Source organism: Fibrobacter sp. UWB1, from assembly GCF_002210325.1.
GTDB lineage: Bacteria > Fibrobacterota > Fibrobacteria > Fibrobacterales > Fibrobacteraceae > Fibrobacter.
Map to the genome: position 1 here is coordinate 1 of NZ_MWQL01000010.1, position 20,765 is coordinate 20,765.

Consider the following 20,765-nt stretch of genomic DNA (forward strand, 5'->3'; position numbering starts at 1 on the left):
CGTCTCGAGGATCTTCAAACTCTAGATACTCTCCGTCGTAGCCGGCAAAAAGGCTATCCAAATTGGGGTGTTCCTTATTTTTCTCGATTGCAGCGAGAGAATCGAGGGAGTCTAAACGAGCCTTTCTATATTCTTCCCACTCATTATTTTTACATATAAAGTAGTATATGTAACCACCTCCTTCGGAAGATGAAGTGTCACCATCATCACAACGATGGAAAATCAATTCGCTACTACTCGACTCAACAACACTCGAGCTACTATTCTTTCCGCTTACGGAGCTAGAAGAATTCTTTTCTGCAGCCGAGGAACTAGATTTTTTAGAATCTTTCTGTGAAGACGAAGATGCGTCTTTATCTTTACCCGAAGAACCGTTGTCGTCATTGCTACTCGACGAGATTTCACCGATTGGATCGGGAGCGGAGCTACTAGATTCATCGCCACATGCTGCAAGCAGGGCTAGGAGAATGGACAGAGCCAACGCGTTTGCAAAAATCTTCACAGAAGACCTCCAGTTGTAAAATCCCACCAAACCTTCATTTTTGCGAAATATAATAAATGTCAACTGTAGGTTGCAGAACAACAATCCGCCTCCCCCCCCCTTGTTTTTCCCAAACTCATTAGGTATATTATAAATACGCCGGTTTATGAGAGCGTTGCCGGGCTTTCACCTGTTTAGTGCCAGCTCCAGAGTTAATATATTCACCTTTAAAATAAGGATAAGGCAATGGCTGTTCGTTCAAAATCGGCTTGGTTCCCAAGTAATAAGCATGTTGTGGTTCCGCCCTCGCAGGTTGAAAGGGTCCTAAAATACCTTAGGGGCGAAATTAAAGTCCCGGTGGTTGATCGCCCGATTACATATAAGTCATCTGCCAAATAAACAGATGCTTGATGCAAATCATTTTTCTCTACTTCCTTGCACAAAGGAAGATATTTCGGCTATTGCCTCTCGGGGGCATTTCTGTTTCCCTCCATTTTGATACAGATGATTGTCGCCTTGTGCAATGGGCTACAGAAATGGGAGAAAGGCTGCCATGTGCTGTAAACGTCATGCATATTTCTTGAAGGATGATGATTCGTTACTGGCTCCGTGCTGTCGCAAGGCTATCTCGTGGAAATACGATGTTCAGGTGTTTAACGAAGAAAGACGTTCTGAGGATTTTTTTATAGATTTATGAATATGAACGAACAGCAGCAGATTCTTTTTATGCAGATTCGGATTCTGAGAATGGCCTCGGAACGGTTTAACCTGTCGTTGAAAGAAACTGCGCAACTTTTCAAAAAATGCGACGCTCTTAAGTATATTCGCGAGTGTTTCGGTATTTTCCACGTAGAAGGTGACGAAGCTGTCTTTGATGATATAAAGGACTACCTTAAAATCAAGGGGGCTGCGGTATGAAAACTCTAGAAGCGGGGATGATTCTTTACCACGGTAGTTACTGTGTTGTGGAAAATCCTGAATTAGAAAAGTGTGCACGATTCAAGGATTTCGGTCAGGGCTTTTATTTGACAACTTCAAAGGAACAAGCTCAGAGCTTTGCAAAGATATCTGCATCAAAGGCTCAAGGTCGTGGTTTAATCCCTGCACAGGAACGTCTCGCGTATGTATCATCTTTTAAGGTGGCGGATATAGCCGGGCTTGACATTTTTGCTTTTGAAACCGCCAATGTTGATTGGCTGCATTGTATTGTTGCCCATAGACGAAACAAAACTTTTGAAGATATTCGTAATCAGATGACTTCTTACGATGTTGTTTCGGGAAAAATTGCAAATGACGATACCAACGCTACGATTCTTGCGTATATGGGAAATGTCTATGGTCCAATGGGTAGCGAGCAGGCAGACAACATTTGCATTAGTCTTTTATTGCCGGAGCGATTGCAAGACCAATTCTGTTTCAGAAGCGAAAAGGCTCTTTCAAAACTTCAATTTATTAAGAGTGAAACGGTTGTTTTGAGGTAATCTATGGTTAGTGATAAAACTCTATTCGCCATGGATTTGACTGCGCTGATGGCCGTTGAAAAAATCGCGAAAGATTCACAAAGGCCACAAGAAGATGTTCTTGTGGATTTTATGGGATCAAATACGGCGAAGATGCTTTACGATGATTCAAATAAGCTTTGGTGGGATGGCCCCGACGCCACCGCCGAGGAATTTGAACGCGAAAAAGGTTAGACTGTTCAAGCCTTTACTTCGCCACTTCCACATACCTGCCCTTGGGCAAATCGGGGAGTGCTCCGTTAGCGTTGCGTACTCCGACGGGCTTTCCGAGCACATTGAATATCTTGCTGCCGGGCTTGCCGTATTTTGCCTTGCGCAGGTTGGTGATGACGGTGGTGCCGCCTTCGATTGTTACCGTGATTTCGAAGGTGACCTGCTTGCTTCTGTAAACGAGGGCCTGCCTTACGGTGAAGCTTTCGCCGCCTTTGACCTTGTTCGGCATGTGGCCGATTTTTGTGGTCATGGTCGTGAGGTCCACGTTGGAGAACACGATGCTAGAACCGTTCGGATCCCAGGTCGTGATTTTGCCGTCCTTGTCGAACCAGTGGCCGGTGCCTTCGCCGGTCGTTTGGCTGTTGAGCGTTCCGTCGGGTTCTACTCCGTAGAACTCTACTTTGTCTTCAATTTCGGTGCGTTTGATGCCGAGGATGCTTGCGACTTCGCTGCCGTTCAGGTCGAGCGTTACGGGCGCATAGCTGTCGCTTATTGGGAGCGTTGTCTCAAGTGCGATTTTCTGGATGGTGATTTCAGCGACGCTGCTGGAACTTGCCACTGTCGACGAGCTGGACGAGGGCTCGGAGCAGTTCTCGCCGATGCAGAACGTGAGCGATTCACCGGGTGTTCCGATGTCAGTAATCTTGAGACCCGTCTTGGTGCCGTTATACCAGCGGATAGCGGGGTAGGCATCATCTGAAAATTCCGAATAAGTACCGCTCTTGAAGAACGTGTTGGCGGTGCTGCCCGGGCTTGGCCACTGGTCGCCGGGGTTGTCGCTTGATTTGCCTGCGGCGTTCGCGTGCACGATTCGGAGCCCCAGTTTGTCTGCAGCGGAATTGCCTTCAATCGAAAAATCGTAGTGTTGCATCAAGAGTCCGCTCCCAGCGAGTATCTTGTTGCGGCCCGTGTTGCGTACGTAAGACCACACCAATCCTTCTTGATTCGGCCTTGCGGGGTTCTTGTAGCGGTAGCAGAACTCTCCCGGCTTCGTGACTTCGAAGTCTGTTACGTTGTCTACATCTTCGCTGGTGATGTCCACGAACGGAATCCAGCCCTGGTCCGCACGGTAGAAGTCGTTTATCGCCACCGGGTTCAGGTCGTTCGCGCGGTTGCCCATGGTGCAGTAGTCGCCATACCAGTAGAGGTCCGGCCAGCCAAAGATCATGTGCCCCGATTCATGCACAAAGACGTATATCGAAAACTTGCCCGGCATGTCCGTCATCTGGTGGTGCGTGAGTCTTACTCCGTCGCGCCTTTCGCTGGACCATCCGGAATGCGGCCAGAGCCCCTGACCCCAAGTTTGCCCGGCGCCGGCGTACACGATGTTGATGGCTTCGGTAGTGCCGTCCTTGTCATTATCGTAACGAGAAAAGTCGACTTGAGAATCGAAGTACGCGAACACCTCTTTCATGAGCGAGTCGGAACCCGAGTATCCGTTCAGGCCTTCGTACCAGGACTTGGGATGTTTTGCGCGGTACCAGCCGTAGACTTCGTTGGTGAGGTCGAGTTGTCCGTTTGAAACATCTAAATAGTAGTCGCGCACAGAACCGTTGCAGCCGTCCCTGTTGAAGCCTTCCTTGTTCAGCCATTCCTCGACTTCGTCCACTGTAACGGGGGCGGGCTTGTCCGAAAAATCGACAAGGAGCGTGAGACTGTAGATTTTGCCCTTGGGGGCGGCGTAGTGGCCTTTCGTTTGTGTTGCAACTGCTCTCGCTAAACCGGAACTAGAGTTACTCGGGCTGATTCCAGAGAATGTGGGTCGAGCCTCTTCGGGCCATTCCTGGACGCGTTTCCCCTGATACACGATGTCTGCAAAAAGTGTTGTCGGGAGCGCTAATGCGATAAGACCATAAAGTAAAAACTTGTTTTTCATAAACATTCCATTTTTTAAACCACCGTATATGGAAATACATTTTTTTGCGGCGAGTGGAACTCTTTGTCCGTTTTTTATTACATTTCCTTTGAATAAAAACATTAACCATAGGATGTTACCAGAGTTTCCTTTCACGGGCTACTTCTAACTTCCTACTTCCTACTAAAAACTATGTCAAAATTCAAGCGCATTCTTCTCAAGCTCAGTGGCGAAGCCCTCGCAGGCGAAAAGGGCCACGGTATCGACAACCAGATTCTCTCTGACATGGCGTCCGAAATTGCCTCCATCGTCAAGCAGGGCGTGCAAGTCGCGCTCGTGATTGGCGGTGGCAATCTCGTCCGCGGCATTTCTGCGTCTGCAGGCGGCATGAACCGCGCCCAGGGCGACGCCATGGGCATGCTCGGCACCGTGATGAACGGCCTCGCCATGCAAGATGCTTTGGACAAGCAGGGCGTTGACTCTGTTGTGATGTCTGCTATCCGCATGGAACCGGTCTGCGAATTTTTCGATCGCCGCAAGGCTCTCAAGCTTTTGTCCGCTGGCTCCGTGGTTATCTTCTCTGCAGGCACCGGCAACCCGTTCTTCACCACCGACAGCTGCGCCGCTCTCCGCGCTATTGAAAGCGAATGTGACGTGATCATGAAGGCAACCAAGGTCGATGGCATCTACACCGCAGACCCGGTCAAGGATCCGACTGCTACCCGCTTCGACGACATCAGCTACAAGGAAGTTATCTCCCGCGGCCTCAAGGTCATGGACACCGCAGCAGTCGCCCTCTGCATGGAAAACAACATGCCTATCTTCGTCTTCAAGATGGAAAAGGGCAATCTCACACGCGCCGCCGTTCAGGGCGACCTCGGCACGCTGGTGCACTGCTAATTTCAAACGGTTAAATCAAACTGTATTTCTGGCTTCGTCCGCCCTTGTTTTCGGGGCGGACGATTTCTTTTTGAATCAAGTCCTGGATGTCGCGGAGTGCGGAATCGTGGCTCGTGCCTGTAAGGGCGGCTACCTCTTTCACCGAGAATACGGCCGGCAGTTCTCCGTTCCAGACAGCTTCGATAATTTTCCTTTCGCGTCCACTCAAGTCGGCCTGCTGGTTCTTTTGCAAGAACAGTATTTTCTTGAGAGCGCCTGCAATTTCTTTCTTGCTGTCTTCAATCGATTTTTGCATCGCGTTCAAGAACCACAAAATCCATTCGGTCAAGTCGCCATTGCCGGCCTGCGCTTTGAATAAAGTTTGTATGTAATTGTCGCAGTCCTTCAAAATTTGTTCGTTCAGCGCATACTGGCAGCGAGTCGTGTCTTCGCTGCGGGCGAGTAGCATGGCGGCGAGCGCGCGGGCAATACGTCCGTTGCCGTCTTCGAACGGGCGGATCGTCAAAAACCAGAAGTGAGCAATCGCCGCTTTAATCGCACCGTCTTGCGTCGAGTTTTCAAACCAGTCTATAAAACGTCCGATTTCAAGCGGAATGCGTTCCGGGCTTACGCCGGTAAATGTTCCTGCAACGCTTTCTTTTGTCCTAAAGCTCTTGACTTTGTTCTGACCAATGGCCGCATGCCATGCGAACAGGCGTTCTTCGGTCAGCGGGAGCTTGGCGTTTTGAATCGCGCCTACAAAATTTCGAATGTCGTTCCTGGCGGAATTCTTTTTCTTGATTTCGCTTTCAAGTATCGGAATATCCAGAGTGTAGCCGTCCAGCGCGTAGTTGGCCGCAATGTCTTTCGCGAGCATGCGCATCTCTAAATCTGAATCGCAAACCAGGTCTGCAACGCCCACGAGGGCGCCTTCAAGCAGTCGAGTCTGTCCCAAGGCATCCATTACGCTTTGTGCGTTATAGCGGAACTTGGTCCAGTCAGGGTACTGGTGTATAAAAAGCGGCTTCGAAACGATCATTTAACGCAAAATATACGTAGAATGGTCGCTTTTGCAAGTCCAAAATAGGAATGTTCCATCTTGGAATAAGAAATTATCACTTTTTTTCGCCGAATTCCAAAATTGTGTTTATATTAGTTTACAAGATGGATGAAAGGGGCCAAGCGGTTTGAGGTGTTTGCGCTTGGTGAGAGGCTCGGTGACGAGGTTGGCGTACCGAGCCTCTCCTTTTTTTTATTTTTGCCCTATGCAAAAAATCGATACATGGTACAAGGCCGAGGGCTATTGCCCTGCCGAAGAATTTGAAATCGCAAGCTACCTGCTTTTCGAAGCCGGCGTGGCGACACTCGAAGAATTGGACCCGAAAGAAGATGGTCGCACGGACTTCTGCTTTTATACCGGCGACAAGGCCGAACGCGACCGTATCGTAAACGAATTTCCGCTGTATCATTTTGCTGTTAGCGAAGAACCCGCGAAGGATTGGGACAAGTGGTGGCGCGACCGTGCGCAGCCGGTGTCCGTGTCACCGCATTTGTGGGTGCGTCCGCCTTGGGTTGAATTTACACCTGACGATCCCAAAGCCGTGGTGCTTGAACTTGAAGCCAAGACCGCTTTCGGTACTGGCGAACACGATACCACAAGTAGCTGCGCGACTTTGATGGAATCGATTGATTTTAATGGCAAGACCGTGCTTGATATCGGAACGGGTACGGGCATTTTGGCCATGTACGCCCGACGCTTGGGTGCAAAGCTTGCCGTGGGTACCGAAATCGACCCGCTCACGATTCCCTGCATTGCCGAAAACTTCGAACGCAACGGCTTCAAGGAAAGCGACTGTATTTTGGGATTCCTGGATGCTTTCAAGGACGGAGCCAAGTTCGACGTCATTCTCTGCAACATGATCCGCAGCGAACTCTGGCCGCTCCGCGACGACATCGAAGACTTGCTCGCCGCAGGCGGTGAACTCATTATCTCGGGCCAGCTCCTCACCGAAAAGGACTACATTCTCAAGTGGTTTGAAGAAGCCGGCTTCAAAGTCAAAGAAGAACGAATCAGCACAGAGTGGTGGAGTGTTTTGGCGACAAATGCGTAAGGCGAGAGTCGCGACCGTGCTTGCACAGGCATGACCGAGCCTAGCATTTGGCAATCTCACGAAGTGAGATTGCAATGGTGGAGTGTGCTCGCTCACTCCTAATTTAAAGAAAGCGTATTATCTTCCCCGTTTAAACGAACTGAATTGAACAGGGGAATTGTTACGATTGTTTTGCTTGTTATCTTGGCGGTTTTTACCGCCATTTTTATTGAAGTTGTGACCCTTGTTTCCGCCACGATCATTGTTGAACTTGCGGTCGCTATGGAAACTCTTGCGCGGTTCGCCAAACTGGGCTGCGCGCCTCTCCTTGCGGGCGGAGTTTTCCCAGCGACCCTTGTCGCCGGATTTCTGCGGCACGATGGTGACGGCGCGCTGCTCGCGTTTCTGCTGTTCGCGCTCGCGGTAGACTTCGTTTTCTTCGCGTTCCTTGCTCGGGAAGAATTCCTTGCCTTCGGCCTTCGCGCTGCGGCTAAGGAGCAGGCGGCCGATCTTGCCGAGCTTAAGGCGCTCAAGCGTTGCACGAATCTGCGGGCGGTTTTCGGGAATGTACCAGAAGAAGAACTGGCGCTGACTCCGCTTCTGTTCCGGCGTTTTCGCTACGTAAAGCGGCTTGCCGTCCGGTGTCATTTCGCTGTAGAACATCTCGGTCGCAATCGTCATCGGTGTCGGCGTAAAGTCCTGCACCTGTTCCAGCTGGAATCCGAGCTGCTTTGTCTCGAGTGCAAGTTCCGCCATGTCGGCTTCGGTACATCCGGGGTGGCTACTGATAAAGTAAGGAATAATCTGCTGGCGCTTTCCGATGCGTTTGCATTCGTCGTCGAAAAATTCCTTGAACTTGTGGAACAGCGTAAAGCTCGGCTTGCGCATCAGCTTAAGGACTGCGTCGCTCGTGTGTTCCGGGGCCACCTTCAGGCGCCCGCTCACATGGTAGTCGATGAGTTCGCGGGCGTATTCCTCGTGGTCGCGGCGTAGTTCCTCGTCGTCGGTTTCTTGCAACAGCATGTCGTAACGCACGCCGCTTCCGATAAACAGGTGCTTCACCTTCGGGTGATTGCGCACTTCACGGTAAAGTTCCAAAAGTTCGTGGTGGTGCGTGTCCATGTTATCGCAGACTTTCGGCGTTAGGCAACTGGGACGTGCGCACTTTTGGCAACGGCTCGGGTCGCGACCGCGCATGTTGTACATGTTGGCGCTCGGGCCGCCCAAATCGGTGATGGTACCGGCGAATCCGTCCATCTTGGTGATCAAATCGACTTCGCGCAGGATGCTTTCGCGGCTACGGCTTGCGATGAATTTGCCCTGGTGTGCGTTGATGGCGCAAAAACTGCAACCACCAAAACAGCCACGGTGCGTGTTGATGCTGAACTTGATCATGTCGAACGCAGGCACGTTGCCGCGCTTTCTGTAACGCGGGTGCGGTTCACGGGCGTAGGGGTATTCAAAGCTCTCGTCGAGTTCGCCGTATTCGAGTGGCGGGTACGCGGGGTTAATCACCACGGTCTGTTCCGCGACATCTTGCAGAATGCGGCGCTGGAACCACTTGTTGCATTCGATATCTACCTTGCGGCAGTTCTCGATTTGATTGCGCTTGTTCGCGAGGCATTCCTCGTAACTGTACAGACGTAAGTCTTCCCACTGCTTGGTCGTAGGAATTTGTCCCTTGGGCGCAAGGTAAGCGGTCTGCGGAATCGAATGCAGGCTGGAGAACGGTACGCCCTTCTTCAAGAGTCGCACGATTTCCTTGAGCGGCTTTTCGCCCATGCCGTACACGAGAATGTCTGCCTGCGTATCGAAAAGAATGCTCGGCTTGAGTCTGTCGCTCCAGTAGTCGTAATGCGTCACGCGGCGCAGACTCGATTCAAGCCCGCCAATCAGCAGCGGAACATCGGGGTAGAGCTTCTTTAAAATCTTCGCGTAGGTGTAAGTTGCGTAATCTGGGCGGAATCCGGCTTTGTTGCCGGGCGTAAAGGCGTCGTCGCTGCGGAGGCGCTTGGCGGCGGTGTAGTGGTTCACCATAGAATCCATACCGCTTGAAATCGCGAAGAACATTCGCGGCTTGCCAAGCTTCTTAAAGTCGCGCAAGTCATCGCGCCAGTTCGGCTGCGGGAGTATTGCCACGCGTAAGCCTTCGTGCTCGAAAAGGCGACCCACCACGGCATGCCCAAAGCAAGGGTGGTCCACGTAGGCATCGGCGCTGATAATGATGACGTCCACGTAATCCCAGCCGAGCTCGTCTAGGTCTTCTTTACAGATGGGTAAAAAGCGCGGATCGTACATAATGTGAAATGTAGAAAAAAAGAACTTAGAGCTTAGAACTTAGATTATTCTTCTAAGCTCTACCAACTAAGTTCTACCAACTAAGCACTTTTTTCTGCCATCTTTCTTGCTAAATTTTCTCCCATGAAGCCTTTAAGTAATCGTACTGAACATTTTACGGAATCGGTCATTCGTCACATGACGCGCATCGCGAACGCTTGCGGTGCAATCAACTTGTCGCAGGGTTTCCCGGATTTTGACCCGCCCAAGGCCTTGCAAGACCGCCTCGCCGAAGTCGCCCACACGGGCCCGCACCAGTACGCGATTACGATTGGTGCGCAGAATTTCCGCGAAGCGCTTTCTAAAAAGCAGGAACATTTCAGCGGATTGCGTTACGACCCGCAAACCGAAATGGTCATCACTTGCGGCAGTACCGAAGCCATGATGATCACGATGATGTCGGTCTGCAATCCAGGCGACAAGGTGGTCATCTTCTCGCCGTTCTACGAAAACTACACTGCCGATACGATTCTGAGTGGAGCGACTCCGATTTATGTTCCGCTCGACCCGCACGATTTCACCTTCGATGCAAATGTCCTCGAAGATGCCATGAAGCTGCCGGGCGTGAAGGCGCTCGTACTTTGCAATCCGTCGAACCCGAGCGGAAAAGTCTTTACCCGCGAAGAGTTGCAAATTATTGCGGACCTCGCTATCAAATATGATTTGTATGTAATCACCGACGAAGTCTACGAACACATCGTGTTTGCGCCGCACCGTCATACTTATATTGCGACGCTTCCGGGCATGCGCGAGCGCACCATCGAATGTTCCAGCCTTTCCAAGAGCTATTCCATTACGGGCTGGCGCCTGGGCTACGTGCTCGCTGCCGAACCCGTCATGAATAACATCAAGAAAATTCACGATTTCACGGTGGTGGGCGCCGCCTCCCCGCTGCAAGAAACCGCGCTCACCGCCCTCAATTTCGGCGACGATTACTACGCGGAATTGCAGGCGCATTACACGCACATGAAAGAAATCTTCACTGGCGGTCTGCGCAATTTAGGTTTCAAGTTCACCGAGCCGCAGGGCACGTACTTCGTGATGATGGATATCAGCGAATTCGGCTACAAGTCCGATGACCAGTTCTGTATCGACCTCGCGCAAAAAGTGGGTGTTGCCGCAGTGCCGGGTTCCAGCTTTTTCCGCGAACCGGTAAATCACCTGATCCGCTTCCATTTCGCCAAGAAAGATGAAACTCTCTACGACGCGCTTAACCGTCTGGAAAGCCTCAGAAAGAAAATGAAATAGTAGACAGTAGGAAGTAGGCAGTAGACAGTATTTGTTGCAATTCTCATTGCTCAAAGCGAAGCGACCTCATACCTCGTTCTTTTCCGCGTCCCTCTTGGAATAAACGCACCCGCAGTAATTCTGCCGGTATAGATTGTATTCCGCCGAGAGCTGAATAGAACGCTTATAGCCGCCCTTCTTCTTGAAGTCGCTGGGCAGGCGTTTGATTCCGTAAATATCGCACTGTTCCTGCACCACCTCGTTCAGCACCTGCGCATTTTTCATGGGGCTAATCGTGAGCGTGGTGGTGAAGTATTCGCAGTTCAGTTCGCGGGCGAGTCTTGCCGATTCAGCGAGGCGCAGTTCAAAACACTTGCGGCAGCGCGCACCGCCTTCGGGTTCGTTTTCGAGCCCGCGTGCGACATCGTAGAATTTTTTCGGGTCGTATTCGCCCTCGATCAGCGTGACCGGATGCTTCGTCTTGAATTCGGCGACGAACCGCTTGATTTCTTCGACGCGGTGGCGGTATTCTTCGTCCGGCGCGATATTTGGATTGTAGTAGAAAAGCGTGATTTTGAAGTATTGCGACAGGTATTCGATGGTGTAGCTGCTGCAGGGTGCGCAACAGGCGTGCAGCAAAAGCGTCGGCACTTCGCCGGTGCGTTCCAGCCTGCGGATAATATAATCCAAGTCGCGCTGGTAATTATGCTTAGGCTCGTTGCTCATTCCTGTCTACTTCCTACTTCTAACTTCCTACAGGTAATGTCCCGAAAGCGGTGATCCAGTAGCAAATGCTCGTTACGACCGCAAACGAACCCATCACGGTACGTTCCTTGTGGGCGGTGCTAAAGAGGACCGTCGCGGTATAAAAAGTCAAGTACAGCGCAAAGAAGAATGCGAGAATCCGCGTCACCATGAACGGGATAATCTCGGGCAAAACGTGCCCTGCCGAAAGTAGCACGAAAAGGGCGACGAACTGCATCGTGGTCGGCACGATGAAAGCCTTGCGGACCTCGGGCGGAATCACCTTGTAGCGCGCATTCATGGCGTAGGCACCAAGAGGAGCTCCCAGAGCGAGCGCAATATTCAGAGCGATGGAGGGCAAAAAAGCGATAGCCCCGATGATTGTAGCGATAATCATTAGCTCAAATTTAGAATTTAACCCCTAAAAAAGAGGACGGCCCTGGGTAAAGGAGGTAACCTAGGGCCGTCAGGGAGTGTTTGGGTACCCATAAAATAGATATTCCAACTTGGAATAAGCCTAAAAATCGTATAAATCGCGTATACCCGAGTAAACATCCTGTATCCACCTAAAACAGGGGCAAAAATGGCTTATTTTTTGAATTTTAGACCTTTTTTTCTATATTCCTCACTATGCTGGACCTCTATAACATTGTGGCGGAATTGTGTTCCGATATTGTAAGCTCCTGCTCGGAGAAATTTTTTGTCGAATACAGCTGTGTTTCCCCGGCCGAAAAATCCCGCATCGCAAAAGTCGTCCAGGCAGAAATTCCCGCGCTGTTTCAGGAATCCGGCAATGGGGTGAGCGTCCGCGAACTTTCCTCCGAAAACCAAACCACGGAATTTCTCGAAAATTTGAAATCGCTCGTCAATCGGTTGAAAGCCGACCGCGATTATTACGCGCTACTGGGTCTTTTGCAAATTTTGGACCAGGCGATGGCTTCGCTGTTGAATCTGGCTATAGCGGAATTTGAACAGGAAAAATTTTCAATCGTACTGAATACCAACCGCGAATCGGTGGGGGTTGGGCTCTTGCCGCGCTGTTCCTGCGTGTGGGAACGCAAACACCGCCTGATTCACCGCTATAACAACCTCGAAAGCTTCCTGTACAATATTCTGCTGATTGAAAATTCGGTGCTCGGCGAACTGATTGACAAGCATTATTTCTTGAAGAAGGATTTGTTCCCGCATTTCAAGGAACGCCATGCCGTAAAAATTGCCGCCACCCCCTTAAGGCGCGAACGCAATTTTAAAGTCCAGCTCACCGACAAGGATAAAATCCAGTACTTCAATATCGCCTACGAAAATCCTTCATTTGAAGCGGACAACGAACTCATCTGGAAAAAGATCTGGACTGCCGCCGAAAACGAAAGCGATATCGTCGTGTTTCCGGAGCTCCTCGGGAATGCCGAGATGACGGAATTCATGTCAAGTAAAATCAAGTCCCTTTCGCCTGCCGATGCCGCTAAAATTCCGTCGCTTATCGTGCTGCCCTCATACTGGGAAAAGAACCGCAACGTCGTCACAGTCATGGACAAGTTTGGCAACGTGATTTGCAAACAGAACAAGCAGAATCCATTCCGCAAGGAATTCGATGGAATCGGTTACCTGGAACAAATCAGTTCCAATCTCGTGGTGAACATCCTGCATTTTGAAGGCCTTGGCCGCATCGCGATCATGGTCTGCCGCGATTTCCTGGAAACCGAATACATGCAGCAACTCATGCGCTGTTTCAAGCTCACGCTGATAATCGTGCCGTCATTCTCGACAGGTTCCTACGATTTTCGCCGTTCGTTCGACTTGTGCGCCCACGAAGACTGCAACGTGGTCTGGATCAATACCTGCGCCGCACTCGTTAAAGGCAAAGAGGCAAACTTCCGGGACATCGGCTACGTGCGCAAGCGAATTTCGCGCAACGAAGACGAAGCGCAAATGCTTTACAAGATGCCGATTTGCAACGGGGCCTTCGACGGCGAATGTGCCCATGACTGCATTTATTACGAAACTATACAAAGGGTGTGATTATGGAATTTGAATCGATTGAAAAAATCCACCAGGGCAAGTTTATCACCCGCTACGATATTCACTACAAAACGGTCAGCGGTAAGCCCAAGACTTACGAAATGATCAGCCGCAATCCCGACATTGCGGGCCTCAAGGACATGCTCGAAAAGAAGCCGCATGCGGTCGTGATGATCATGCACGACTGCACCGGTCAAAAGCTTTTGCTTTGCAAGGAATACCGTATGGCCGTCGGCGAAAGAATCTATAATTTCCCAGCCGGTCTCATTGATCCGGGCGAAACCTACGAAGAAGCGGCCGCCCGCGAACTCCGCGAAGAAACGGGCCTCTCGCTCATGCGCATCGACGAAGTCTGGAAACCGAGCTATTCCGCGGTCGGATTTTCTAACGAGCGAAATGTAGTCGTTTTAGGCGTTGCCGGCGGTGAAATTCGCCCGAGCGATTCCGAAGTCGAAGAAATTCAGGCGCAGTGGTTCGACAAAAAACAAATCCGCGAAATCCTCAAGGACGAACGCCTCTCCGCTCGCACGCAGACCTATTGCGCCATGTGGAGTAGACAATAGAAAGTGGTTAGTGATGAGTGATGTGGAATGTGAGATGTGAAATGTGGGATGAGTGATTATTCATTTCGTCATAGAGGATAACTCTACTAATGTGCTAAAGCACCAAGTATCGTTTATCTCATTTGTCATTTCACATTACACATTGTTATGTATTTTCCTCTAAAACATAACCTTCGCTTTCATCGCCGCGTGCAGCGGGTGCATTGCCTCTTCCGCAGTCCGCCTGAATGTGACCGCCAGTGACAATTGCAATAAATCGTTGCCGACTTCGGCGCTGCTGCGTAATTGGATTTCTCGCGAAGGTGCTCCCTTCGGAATCGTGATGGCGATGCTTGCGCTGTTAGCTGCGTCTTGCGCGTAAGCGATTCCCGCTTCGTAAAGAGGCGAGCCAAATCCTTCATCTCGCGTGTGCCTTGCGCGAACCTTTCCCGAAAATACCAGCTGCTCGCGGTCGACATTCCACGAAGACCTGATTTTTAGCGCCAAGTCTTTTTGCCCGCAATGTCCCTCTGCCGAAAGGCATGTCACGCTTGCCGTTCCCCTCAAAACACCTGGCCCCGATTCTGCGCTCGCCTTGAACCGGGTCTTGCTCGTGTCACCTTCAAGCGGAATCATTGTCCGCGCATTGAGCGTCCATTTGCTTTTCCACGCATCGTGCGCCGTAACGCCAACGGTCTGGCTTCCCCAAAGTTTACTCTTTGCAATCGTCGCACTCAAGCGCGATTCCTCTGGCAACGAATCCCCATGTACGTAAGCGTCCGTCTTCCATGCAATTGTCGCATACTCCATCTTTTCGCGGTGCTGCAATTGCAATTTCATCAAGGGCAAATCGCCTGCATTTTCCGGGATCCACCAAACCGCAAAATTTCCCCAACTGCCTTTGGCCTGCGCCGAAACAGAATGCCTCTCCACGCTGTCGGCCGGGTGCCTGTGATTCCAGTAGGCAAGTTCCATTTCAAAGTCTTTTTCTTTTTTGGGTCCGCGGAAAGGCGTGAAGGCGAAACTCGGGCGGATTGTTTTCGCCGTATCCAGGAGTCCCCCTAGGCGAAATATTCCTATCGGGCTGTAAAGCGGATAGAATAGGGCTGTGCCCCACAAGGTGTCAAGCGGAATCACGCTATGCAATTCCTTGGTCGAAATTTGGCCGAAGTGCGCTTCGCTACCTTCATTCCGGTAAGTCAAGAGCGACTGCGTCCCAAGCCGTAAAGAATAGCGGTAAAAATTCAAGCGCAATTCCGTACGCCCGCTTTCCAAGCGCCCAAGCGAATCGGTGCGGCCTCGCCATTCAATATACCCATGCGGAACAAGGCTCGGCCGCGATTCCTTTTTCGTTTTTTTCTGTCGTGATTTCGCTTCCTTGCGCTTCGCTTTCTTCGGCTTGGGAACTTCTTCGCTCGCGCAACTTTCAAGCGCATACACCTCGGCGAGCATGCATGCTTCCTGCTCGTTGCCTTCTTCGAGCAAGTCCAGAATTTCTCGGGCTTCGTCGCCGTCAATGATTCCGTCATCCCACCATTCGAAAACTTGCGCCTCGGTAAGTCCATGCGCAGAGCCCGCATTGGCGGGCGTCAAATTTAAGGCGAACAGGATTAAGAAAACCGTTAGGTATGGGCGGTATAGAATTCTCATTTTTTTGGGGTCCTCTATATCTATACGCCAGAATCGCCGAAAGTGTGAAAAATCGCCCCTAAAAAATTCTATTTTTGTTTTTATGGCAAACAACTGGTCTAAAAAGCCCTTCTCGAAGGCTCCTTCCCGCAATGCGTCCGCTGCCGGCCGCGACTTCGTGCCGCACCTCAAGGCGCCCCGCACCGACTTCCCGCTCTTTAACGGCAAGCGCGTCACGCCCTCGCTTGCGGGCCTCGACAAGTTGCTGCATTATTACGGCGTAGAACTCCAGCCCGAAACGCTCAAGCAGATTTGGGAGTTTCACCAGCTGTTGCGTGCCAACAATGACGACCAGGATCTAACGCGCCTCAATGCGTTTGAAACGATGGTGGAACGCCATTATGCCGACTGCACGCTCATCAATGCGTACGTGCCCAAGTGGCCCGCCCGCATGATCGATGTCGGTAGCGGCGCCGGTTTCCCCGGACTCCCGCTCAAAATCGTGAACCCTTCCATTCGACTCACGCTGTGCGAACCGCGCCCCAACCGAATCAACTTCTTGAATATGGTCATCGAAAAGATGGGCCTCAAGGGTATCGACGTATTCGGCCACAAGGTCACGAGCCGCAGCATGACCATCCCTGTAGATGGCGTCATCAGCCGCGCCTTTGAACTCATGGAAAAGACGCTCCCGCGCATTGCCAATTCACTGAAGGTCGGCGGCCGCGTGTTCTTTATGAAAGGCCCCGCCGTCGCCGACGAGCTCAAGACATTCCATCCCGAAGATTTTGGCTACAAGTTTGTGGGCAAGCATTTCTACACCATTCCGAACAGCACGCAAGAACGCGCTCTCATAATTCTTGAACGAGTAGAATAAAATTAATGTGTAATGTGAGATGTGTAATTAATTAGTCATTCCACACTACACATTTCACATTGCGGCGAAGCCGCTAAGATGCTAGAATTTGAACAGCATGCCAAAGCGCATCTGACCGTCACGCACGCCGTCGTTGTCGCCTACGTCCTTGATGGTGGCGAAGTCGAACTGCAACACGTCCGAAAGCATAAAGCCGAAGCCCAAGTCCACTTCGTTACGCTTACCGGTCTGGTCGTAAAGGTAACCGGCGCGCAGGGCGATCGTGTTGGCGTAAACGAATTCAGTACCCAGGTTGAACACGCCCTGCATAATGGATTCCTTGACCTTGTTGCCTTCTCTTTCGGGGTTAATCAAGGATTTCCAGCTTGCTATGTAGAACGGTTCCGGATTGCCCTTGGCGTCGTCGTAGACCACTTCGCGGTTGTAGTCGGCGATTACGGTCCACTTGTAATCGGCAAGGCTCAAGATTTCATAAGAAAGTCCCAAGCGCCAGGTCAACGGAATCGGGTCTTCGATGGTCTTGTCCACGTAGTAAACACTCGGGCCGATGTTTGCAAGTACCAATGCGAAATTTAATTTGTCTATAAACAGGTTCTTCTTGAGTACGCCGATATCGAAAGCGTAACCGAAAGTGGTTGCTTCTTCTTCGCCTGCGGCCGCGCCCGAACTCAAGTCTGAATAGAAGAACTTGATCGAAAGGCCCAGGCCCCAGTCGTTCGGGAATCGGGTGCCGTAGCTGAAGCCGCCCACGATTTCAGAACTGTTATAGGCAACTAGGTCGTCGGCGTCCACGTCGCCCGAGGCAACGGTCGAACCGAAGCTCACGAAGTTCACGAAGAATCCGAGCGTTCCCCAGTCGTTCAGCGGAACAGTCATGCCTGCAAAAAGGTGGTACAGGTCAGGAATGTTCAAAATCGGCAAGAGTTTTTCGTAGAATGCGGTAATCTGGTAATCTGCATCCTTGAACTGCTCCATGCCGTTCGCGGTGCTGAACCAGACGTCGTTTCCTTGCGGAAGCACTGCCCAAACCTTGTTGGTACTGAGTCCGTTACCGCTGTGGTAATGTACCCATTCGTCTTCGCTCTTGGTCGAACCTTCTTCTTCGGCGGCGCCGCGCTCAAGTTCTGCCTTGCGGCCGCTTGCGGTGGCATAGTCCGGCAGGTGGCGCCATACGCCCTTGTCGGTTGCAATCCAGATTCCGCCACGCTGGTCTACGGAAATGTCATTTACCTTGTTGTCGGCGAACTGCACCTGTTCCCACTTGCGCAGCGTAAAGTGCGAAAGCCCTCCGTTGTGGGCGGCCCACACATGTCCCGAACTGTCGACAGCGAGCGCAGTCGGGGAGAGGTCCATAATGCCGTCTTCCTGGTTGAACAGGCTCCAACGGTCCTTGTCGTTCACGCTCTTTTTCGGGATAAGTCTTGCAATGCCTGCGCCTTCGACCGCCACATAAAGTTCCTTGCGGTTTTCGGACCACACTAGGGCGCGGACCTTTTGGCTCGGGAGCACTTTACCTTTCTGTTCGAATTGACCGTTGCGGTAAACGAACAAGCCATCTTCGGTACCGATCCAGATAGAAGCACCTTGACTTTCGAGGGCGGTAATGCGGTGGTGGCCCAGTTCTTCGTCGTAGTTCTTCCAGGCCTTGCCGTCAAAACGGTAGAGGGACTTGGGGGTACCCACCCAGAGTTTTTCGGTGCGGCTTTCGTAAAGCACTGCCGTAATGGTATCCTTTACAATCAAGTTCCAGGGCATCTTGACTTCGACCACGTGCTTTTCGTCGTCGGCATTCTTGATGTCGTTGAACTTCTTCACCTGGCGAACGTATTCGTCGAGACCGCGTTCGGTACCTACGTAAACCTTGACGGCGTCGCGGACCTTGGCGTTACCCTGCAGCGTAATGGAATGGTAGTCGACCCATTGTTCGCCGTCGAATTTCTGAATGCCGTTGGCGGTACCGGCCCAAAGTTCGCTCTTGCTGAAGAAGCCGTCCTTGGAACGCGAAGCCATGCTCGTGAAAAAAGGGGAATTCTTGGAATCGGCGGGGTAGCTCATGCGCCATTCGTCAGCCAGGGGGCCAAAGGCGAGACCAGCCGGGTTGTAGTACATTGCAGTCGGGTCGTCGGCGAGGGCGGCACCGGCTTCGCCCATACCCAGTTGGCGGGCGCCAACGGGCATTTCGAGCGTGATAATGGCAGAGCCTGCCGCAAAAGACAATGCGGGCGCAAAAAAGAGAGCTGTAAGTAGAGATTTACGCAAGTTGCCTCCAATCGGGGACGTCGTAGTGGCTACCGTGCGAGGGCACAACTGCCTTCCAACCGGACTTGCTGGGATTTTCCCAGGGTTGCTTGGGCAACAGCTTGCAATCGCAGCCTAAACAATAGGGCGGGAGAATTTCCGCGTGATTGCGGATCTGCTCGCGGGTAATAAAGTTTTCGTCGCTCACGAACTTCACGTATTGCTTGCCCTTGGGGCCGAGCTCGATTCGGTAGGTGGCGGTGCCGTTCTTGTCGCCTTCGTCAATGGTGCGGATCGTTTCTTCCATGGTGGCGTTCCACCGGGCGATCAGCTCCTCCTTCTTTTCGGCGGGCAGGTCTTGAGTGTCGAGCCAAGACCTAAGGGAGGCTTCGGAAGGCTTTACGGCGTTGAGTGATTCTCGGGCAGGGCGGACTACCACGGCGTACTGGCCCGAAACGTCGATCACGCGCTTGGGTTCGTCCTTTTCGTCGGAACTGTGAATAATCACGTACGCGCCGATGGCGGCGAGTATCACGGACAACACGATTATCGCTATGACAATAATGACTGATAGCATATTTTATTCCATTTGGAATTATTCGTTACTCTCAAAAACTAGCATTTTCTAAATTGTGGGACAGGAGATTTTATGTTAAAATTGAAGATTTTTCTTGTATTGCTGATGTGTAGTGCCTGTTTTGCCATTCCATTCAAGGTGGAAACGGTGAAGGAAGGCTCTGGAGACCCTATTAAGGCGGGTCAGCTCATCAGGGTGCATTACAAGAGCTATGTGTATTTAGACAGTGCTAGAATCTTGGCAGAAAAGGCTCGCCTGGCCGATTCGCTCCGTATCGCCGATTCTTTAAGGCTTGCAAACGATTTCAATTCTGACCAGGTCGCCGGCGTGACAAATGTTGACACGACCGCGCTCTTAGACAAGTCCGCTAAAAACAAGAAGAAAAAGTCCAAGAACAAAAAGGAATCCAAAGCCGCGGTCGATACGGTGGCTCAAGCTCCTGTCGCAGAACCGGTAACGCTTGCGACCTACATCGATTCCATTTCTCCGCTGCCCTCCGATACTCGCTTCAGACTGTTCTCGGAATCTTATGCCGGTGGCGAACCGCTTGAATTCACGCTCGGCATGGGCCTTGTTATTCAGGGCTGGGAAAAGGGCCTTGTCGGCATGAAGCCGGGCGAAATCCGCAAGCTTTACGTGCCTTACCAGATGGGCTATGGCGAAAATTCACTGGAAGGAGTTCCTGAATATTCCGACTTGTTCTTTATCGTAGAACTCGTCAGCGCCGATCCACCCATGGAACCGGATGCATTCCCCAAGAACGTGGAAGGTCTCAAGTGGCGCGAAGCGGCTAAGGGCCTCAAGGTTTACGATGAAAAGGTCGGCACCGGAAAGCCCGCCATGGTTGGCTCCGTGCTCAAGACGCATTACACGGGTTGGCTCCTTTCGGGTCGCAAGTTCGGTTCCTCTAAAGACATGGGCAAACCGCTCTCGGTCGTGATGGGTGCCGGCAAAATGATCAAGGGCTGGGAAGTCGGTCTCGACGGCATGCGCGAAGGCGGCGTACGCTGGTTCCGTGTGTCTCCGGCCATGGGCTATGGCGCAACGGCCTACTCCATGATTCCTTCAAATTCGACCTTGGTCTTCCGCGTGGAACTCGTTTCTTCCGAAGTAGACGACGCGGTCATCGCGAACATGGACTTCTTCCCCGACACCACGACGCTTACGTTTGAAAACGGTCCCGAAGGTCTCCGCTATGCAATCATCAAGCAGGGCGAAGGCGAACCCGCACAAAAGGGCAACGTGGCCAAGGTGCATTACACCGGCTGGCTTACCAACGGTTACAAGTTCGACAGCTCCCGTGACCGCGGCCAGGTCTTTGGCTTTACGCTGGGTGCCGGTCGCGTGATTCGCGGCTGGGAACTCGGCGTGCAGGGCATGCTCCCCGGCGAAAAGAGAATCTTGGTGGTTCCGCCCGGACTCGGTTACGGTGCTCGCGGAGCAGGACCTATCCCTGGCGGTTCAACTCTGATCTTTGCAGTTGAATATCTCGGAGAGTAATTAGTTATTATTTACCGGTACGAATCAAACTGGAGTT

The 20,765-nt window shown here is 51.6% G+C and carries 18 protein-coding genes and 1 pseudogene; 10 read left to right on the forward strand and 9 right to left on the reverse strand.

Annotated elements, in window-relative coordinates:
* Positions 1 to 502, reverse strand: a pseudogene (locus B7988_RS08905) (hypothetical protein); the annotation flags it as partial.
* 672 nt (positions 503 to 1,174) lie between these two features.
* Between B7988_RS08905 and B7988_RS08910 the strand changes: the two are divergent.
* Genes B7988_RS08910 through B7988_RS08920 form a run of 3 tightly spaced genes read left to right on the forward strand, consistent with a single transcriptional unit; the run spans position 1,175 to position 2,175 of the window.
* A complete protein-coding gene (locus tag B7988_RS08910) occupies positions 1,175 to 1,399 on the forward strand; it encodes a DUF3791 domain-containing protein (protein WP_212668308.1) in 225 nt (74 codons plus the stop codon).
* Positions 1,396 to 1,962 (forward strand): DUF3990 domain-containing protein, encoded by a 567-nt coding sequence (locus tag B7988_RS08915; RefSeq protein ID WP_073319299.1) that lies wholly within the window; start codon positions 1,396 to 1,398, stop codon positions 1,960 to 1,962. The genes B7988_RS08910 and B7988_RS08915 overlap by 4 nt, the downstream gene beginning before the upstream one ends.
* A gap of 3 nt (positions 1,963 to 1,965) precedes the next feature.
* A complete protein-coding gene (locus B7988_RS08920; RefSeq protein ID WP_073319301.1) occupies positions 1,966 to 2,175 on the forward strand; it encodes a hypothetical protein in 210 nt (69 codons plus the stop codon).
* A gap of 13 nt (positions 2,176 to 2,188) precedes the next feature.
* Here B7988_RS08920 and B7988_RS08925 read toward each other — a convergent pair whose 3' ends face one another.
* On the reverse strand, positions 2,189 to 4,090 hold the full coding sequence (locus B7988_RS08925; protein WP_088657640.1) for a M6 family metalloprotease domain-containing protein: 1,902 nt from the start codon (positions 4,088 to 4,090) through the stop codon (positions 2,189 to 2,191).
* 171 nt (positions 4,091 to 4,261) lie between these two features.
* Between B7988_RS08925 and pyrH the strand changes: the two genes are divergently transcribed.
* Positions 4,262 to 4,969: a UMP kinase gene (pyrH, locus tag B7988_RS08930; RefSeq protein ID WP_088657641.1), complete on the forward strand. Its 708-nt coding sequence runs from the start codon at positions 4,262 to 4,264 to the stop codon at positions 4,967 to 4,969.
* Positions 4,970 to 4,979: 10 nt separating this feature from the next.
* Here the strand turns inward: pyrH and B7988_RS08935 are convergent, their stop codons facing one another.
* Positions 4,980 to 5,987: a DUF4172 domain-containing protein gene (locus B7988_RS08935; RefSeq protein WP_088657642.1), complete on the reverse strand. Its 1,008-nt coding sequence runs from the start codon at positions 5,985 to 5,987 to the stop codon at positions 4,980 to 4,982.
* 226 nt (positions 5,988 to 6,213) lie between these two features.
* On the opposite strand from B7988_RS08935, the gene B7988_RS08940 reads away from it, so the two are divergent.
* Positions 6,214 to 7,059 (forward strand): 50S ribosomal protein L11 methyltransferase, encoded by an 846-nt coding sequence (locus tag B7988_RS08940; protein ID WP_088657697.1) that lies wholly within the window; start codon positions 6,214 to 6,216, stop codon positions 7,057 to 7,059.
* 117 nt (positions 7,060 to 7,176) lie between these two features.
* Here B7988_RS08940 and B7988_RS08945 read toward each other — a convergent pair whose 3' ends face one another.
* Positions 7,177 to 9,336: a YgiQ family radical SAM protein gene (locus B7988_RS08945; protein ID WP_088657643.1), complete on the reverse strand. Its 2,160-nt coding sequence runs from the start codon at positions 9,334 to 9,336 to the stop codon at positions 7,177 to 7,179.
* A gap of 123 nt (positions 9,337 to 9,459) precedes the next feature.
* Between B7988_RS08945 and B7988_RS08950 the strand changes: the two genes are divergently transcribed.
* A complete protein-coding gene (locus tag B7988_RS08950; protein WP_088657644.1) occupies positions 9,460 to 10,623 on the forward strand; it encodes an aminotransferase class I/II-fold pyridoxal phosphate-dependent enzyme in 1,164 nt (387 codons plus the stop codon).
* Between the two features lie 66 nt (positions 10,624 to 10,689).
* Here B7988_RS08950 and B7988_RS08955 read toward each other — a convergent pair whose 3' ends face one another.
* Positions 10,690 to 11,328, reverse strand: a complete 639-nt coding sequence (locus B7988_RS08955) for an epoxyqueuosine reductase QueH (RefSeq protein WP_088657645.1) — start codon at positions 11,326 to 11,328, stop codon at positions 10,690 to 10,692.
* Between the two features lie 19 nt (positions 11,329 to 11,347).
* Positions 11,348 to 11,743: a hypothetical protein gene (locus tag B7988_RS08960; protein ID WP_088657646.1), complete on the reverse strand. Its 396-nt coding sequence runs from the start codon at positions 11,741 to 11,743 to the stop codon at positions 11,348 to 11,350.
* 233 nt (positions 11,744 to 11,976) lie between these two features.
* On the opposite strand from B7988_RS08960, the gene B7988_RS08965 reads away from it, so the two are divergent.
* A complete protein-coding gene (locus B7988_RS08965; protein WP_088657647.1) occupies positions 11,977 to 13,365 on the forward strand; it encodes a hypothetical protein in 1,389 nt (462 codons plus the stop codon).
* Positions 13,366 to 13,367: 2 nt separating this feature from the next.
* On the forward strand, positions 13,368 to 13,928 hold the full coding sequence (locus tag B7988_RS08970) for an NUDIX hydrolase (RefSeq protein ID WP_088657648.1): 561 nt from the start codon (positions 13,368 to 13,370) through the stop codon (positions 13,926 to 13,928).
* Between the two features lie 159 nt (positions 13,929 to 14,087).
* Here B7988_RS08970 and B7988_RS08975 read toward each other — a convergent pair whose 3' ends face one another.
* Positions 14,088 to 15,557, reverse strand: a complete 1,470-nt coding sequence (locus B7988_RS08975; protein WP_141225617.1) for a hypothetical protein — start codon at positions 15,555 to 15,557, stop codon at positions 14,088 to 14,090.
* Between the two features lie 82 nt (positions 15,558 to 15,639).
* On the opposite strand from B7988_RS08975, the gene rsmG reads away from it, so the two are divergent.
* On the forward strand, positions 15,640 to 16,413 hold the full coding sequence (gene rsmG / locus B7988_RS08980) for a 16S rRNA (guanine(527)-N(7))-methyltransferase RsmG (protein WP_233144321.1): 774 nt from the start codon (positions 15,640 to 15,642) through the stop codon (positions 16,411 to 16,413).
* Positions 16,414 to 16,494: 81 nt separating this feature from the next.
* On the opposite strand, the gene B7988_RS08985 is transcribed toward rsmG, so the two are convergent.
* Together B7988_RS08985 and B7988_RS08990 are read right to left on the reverse strand one after the other, a co-directional pair.
* Positions 16,495 to 18,672, reverse strand: a complete 2,178-nt coding sequence (locus B7988_RS08985) for a PorV/PorQ family protein (RefSeq protein WP_088657650.1) — start codon at positions 18,670 to 18,672, stop codon at positions 16,495 to 16,497.
* Positions 18,665 to 19,228 (reverse strand): hypothetical protein, encoded by a 564-nt coding sequence (locus B7988_RS08990; protein WP_139261021.1) that lies wholly within the window; start codon positions 19,226 to 19,228, stop codon positions 18,665 to 18,667. The genes B7988_RS08985 and B7988_RS08990 overlap by 8 nt, the downstream gene beginning before the upstream one ends.
* 72 nt (positions 19,229 to 19,300) lie before the next feature.
* Here B7988_RS08990 and B7988_RS08995 point away from each other — a divergent pair, with 72 nt between their 5' ends.
* Entirely contained in the window at positions 19,301 to 20,728 is a 1,428-nt protein-coding gene (locus B7988_RS08995) for an FKBP-type peptidyl-prolyl cis-trans isomerase (RefSeq protein ID WP_249268929.1), read from the forward strand.
* The last annotated feature ends 37 nt before the right edge of the window (positions 20,729 to 20,765 follow it).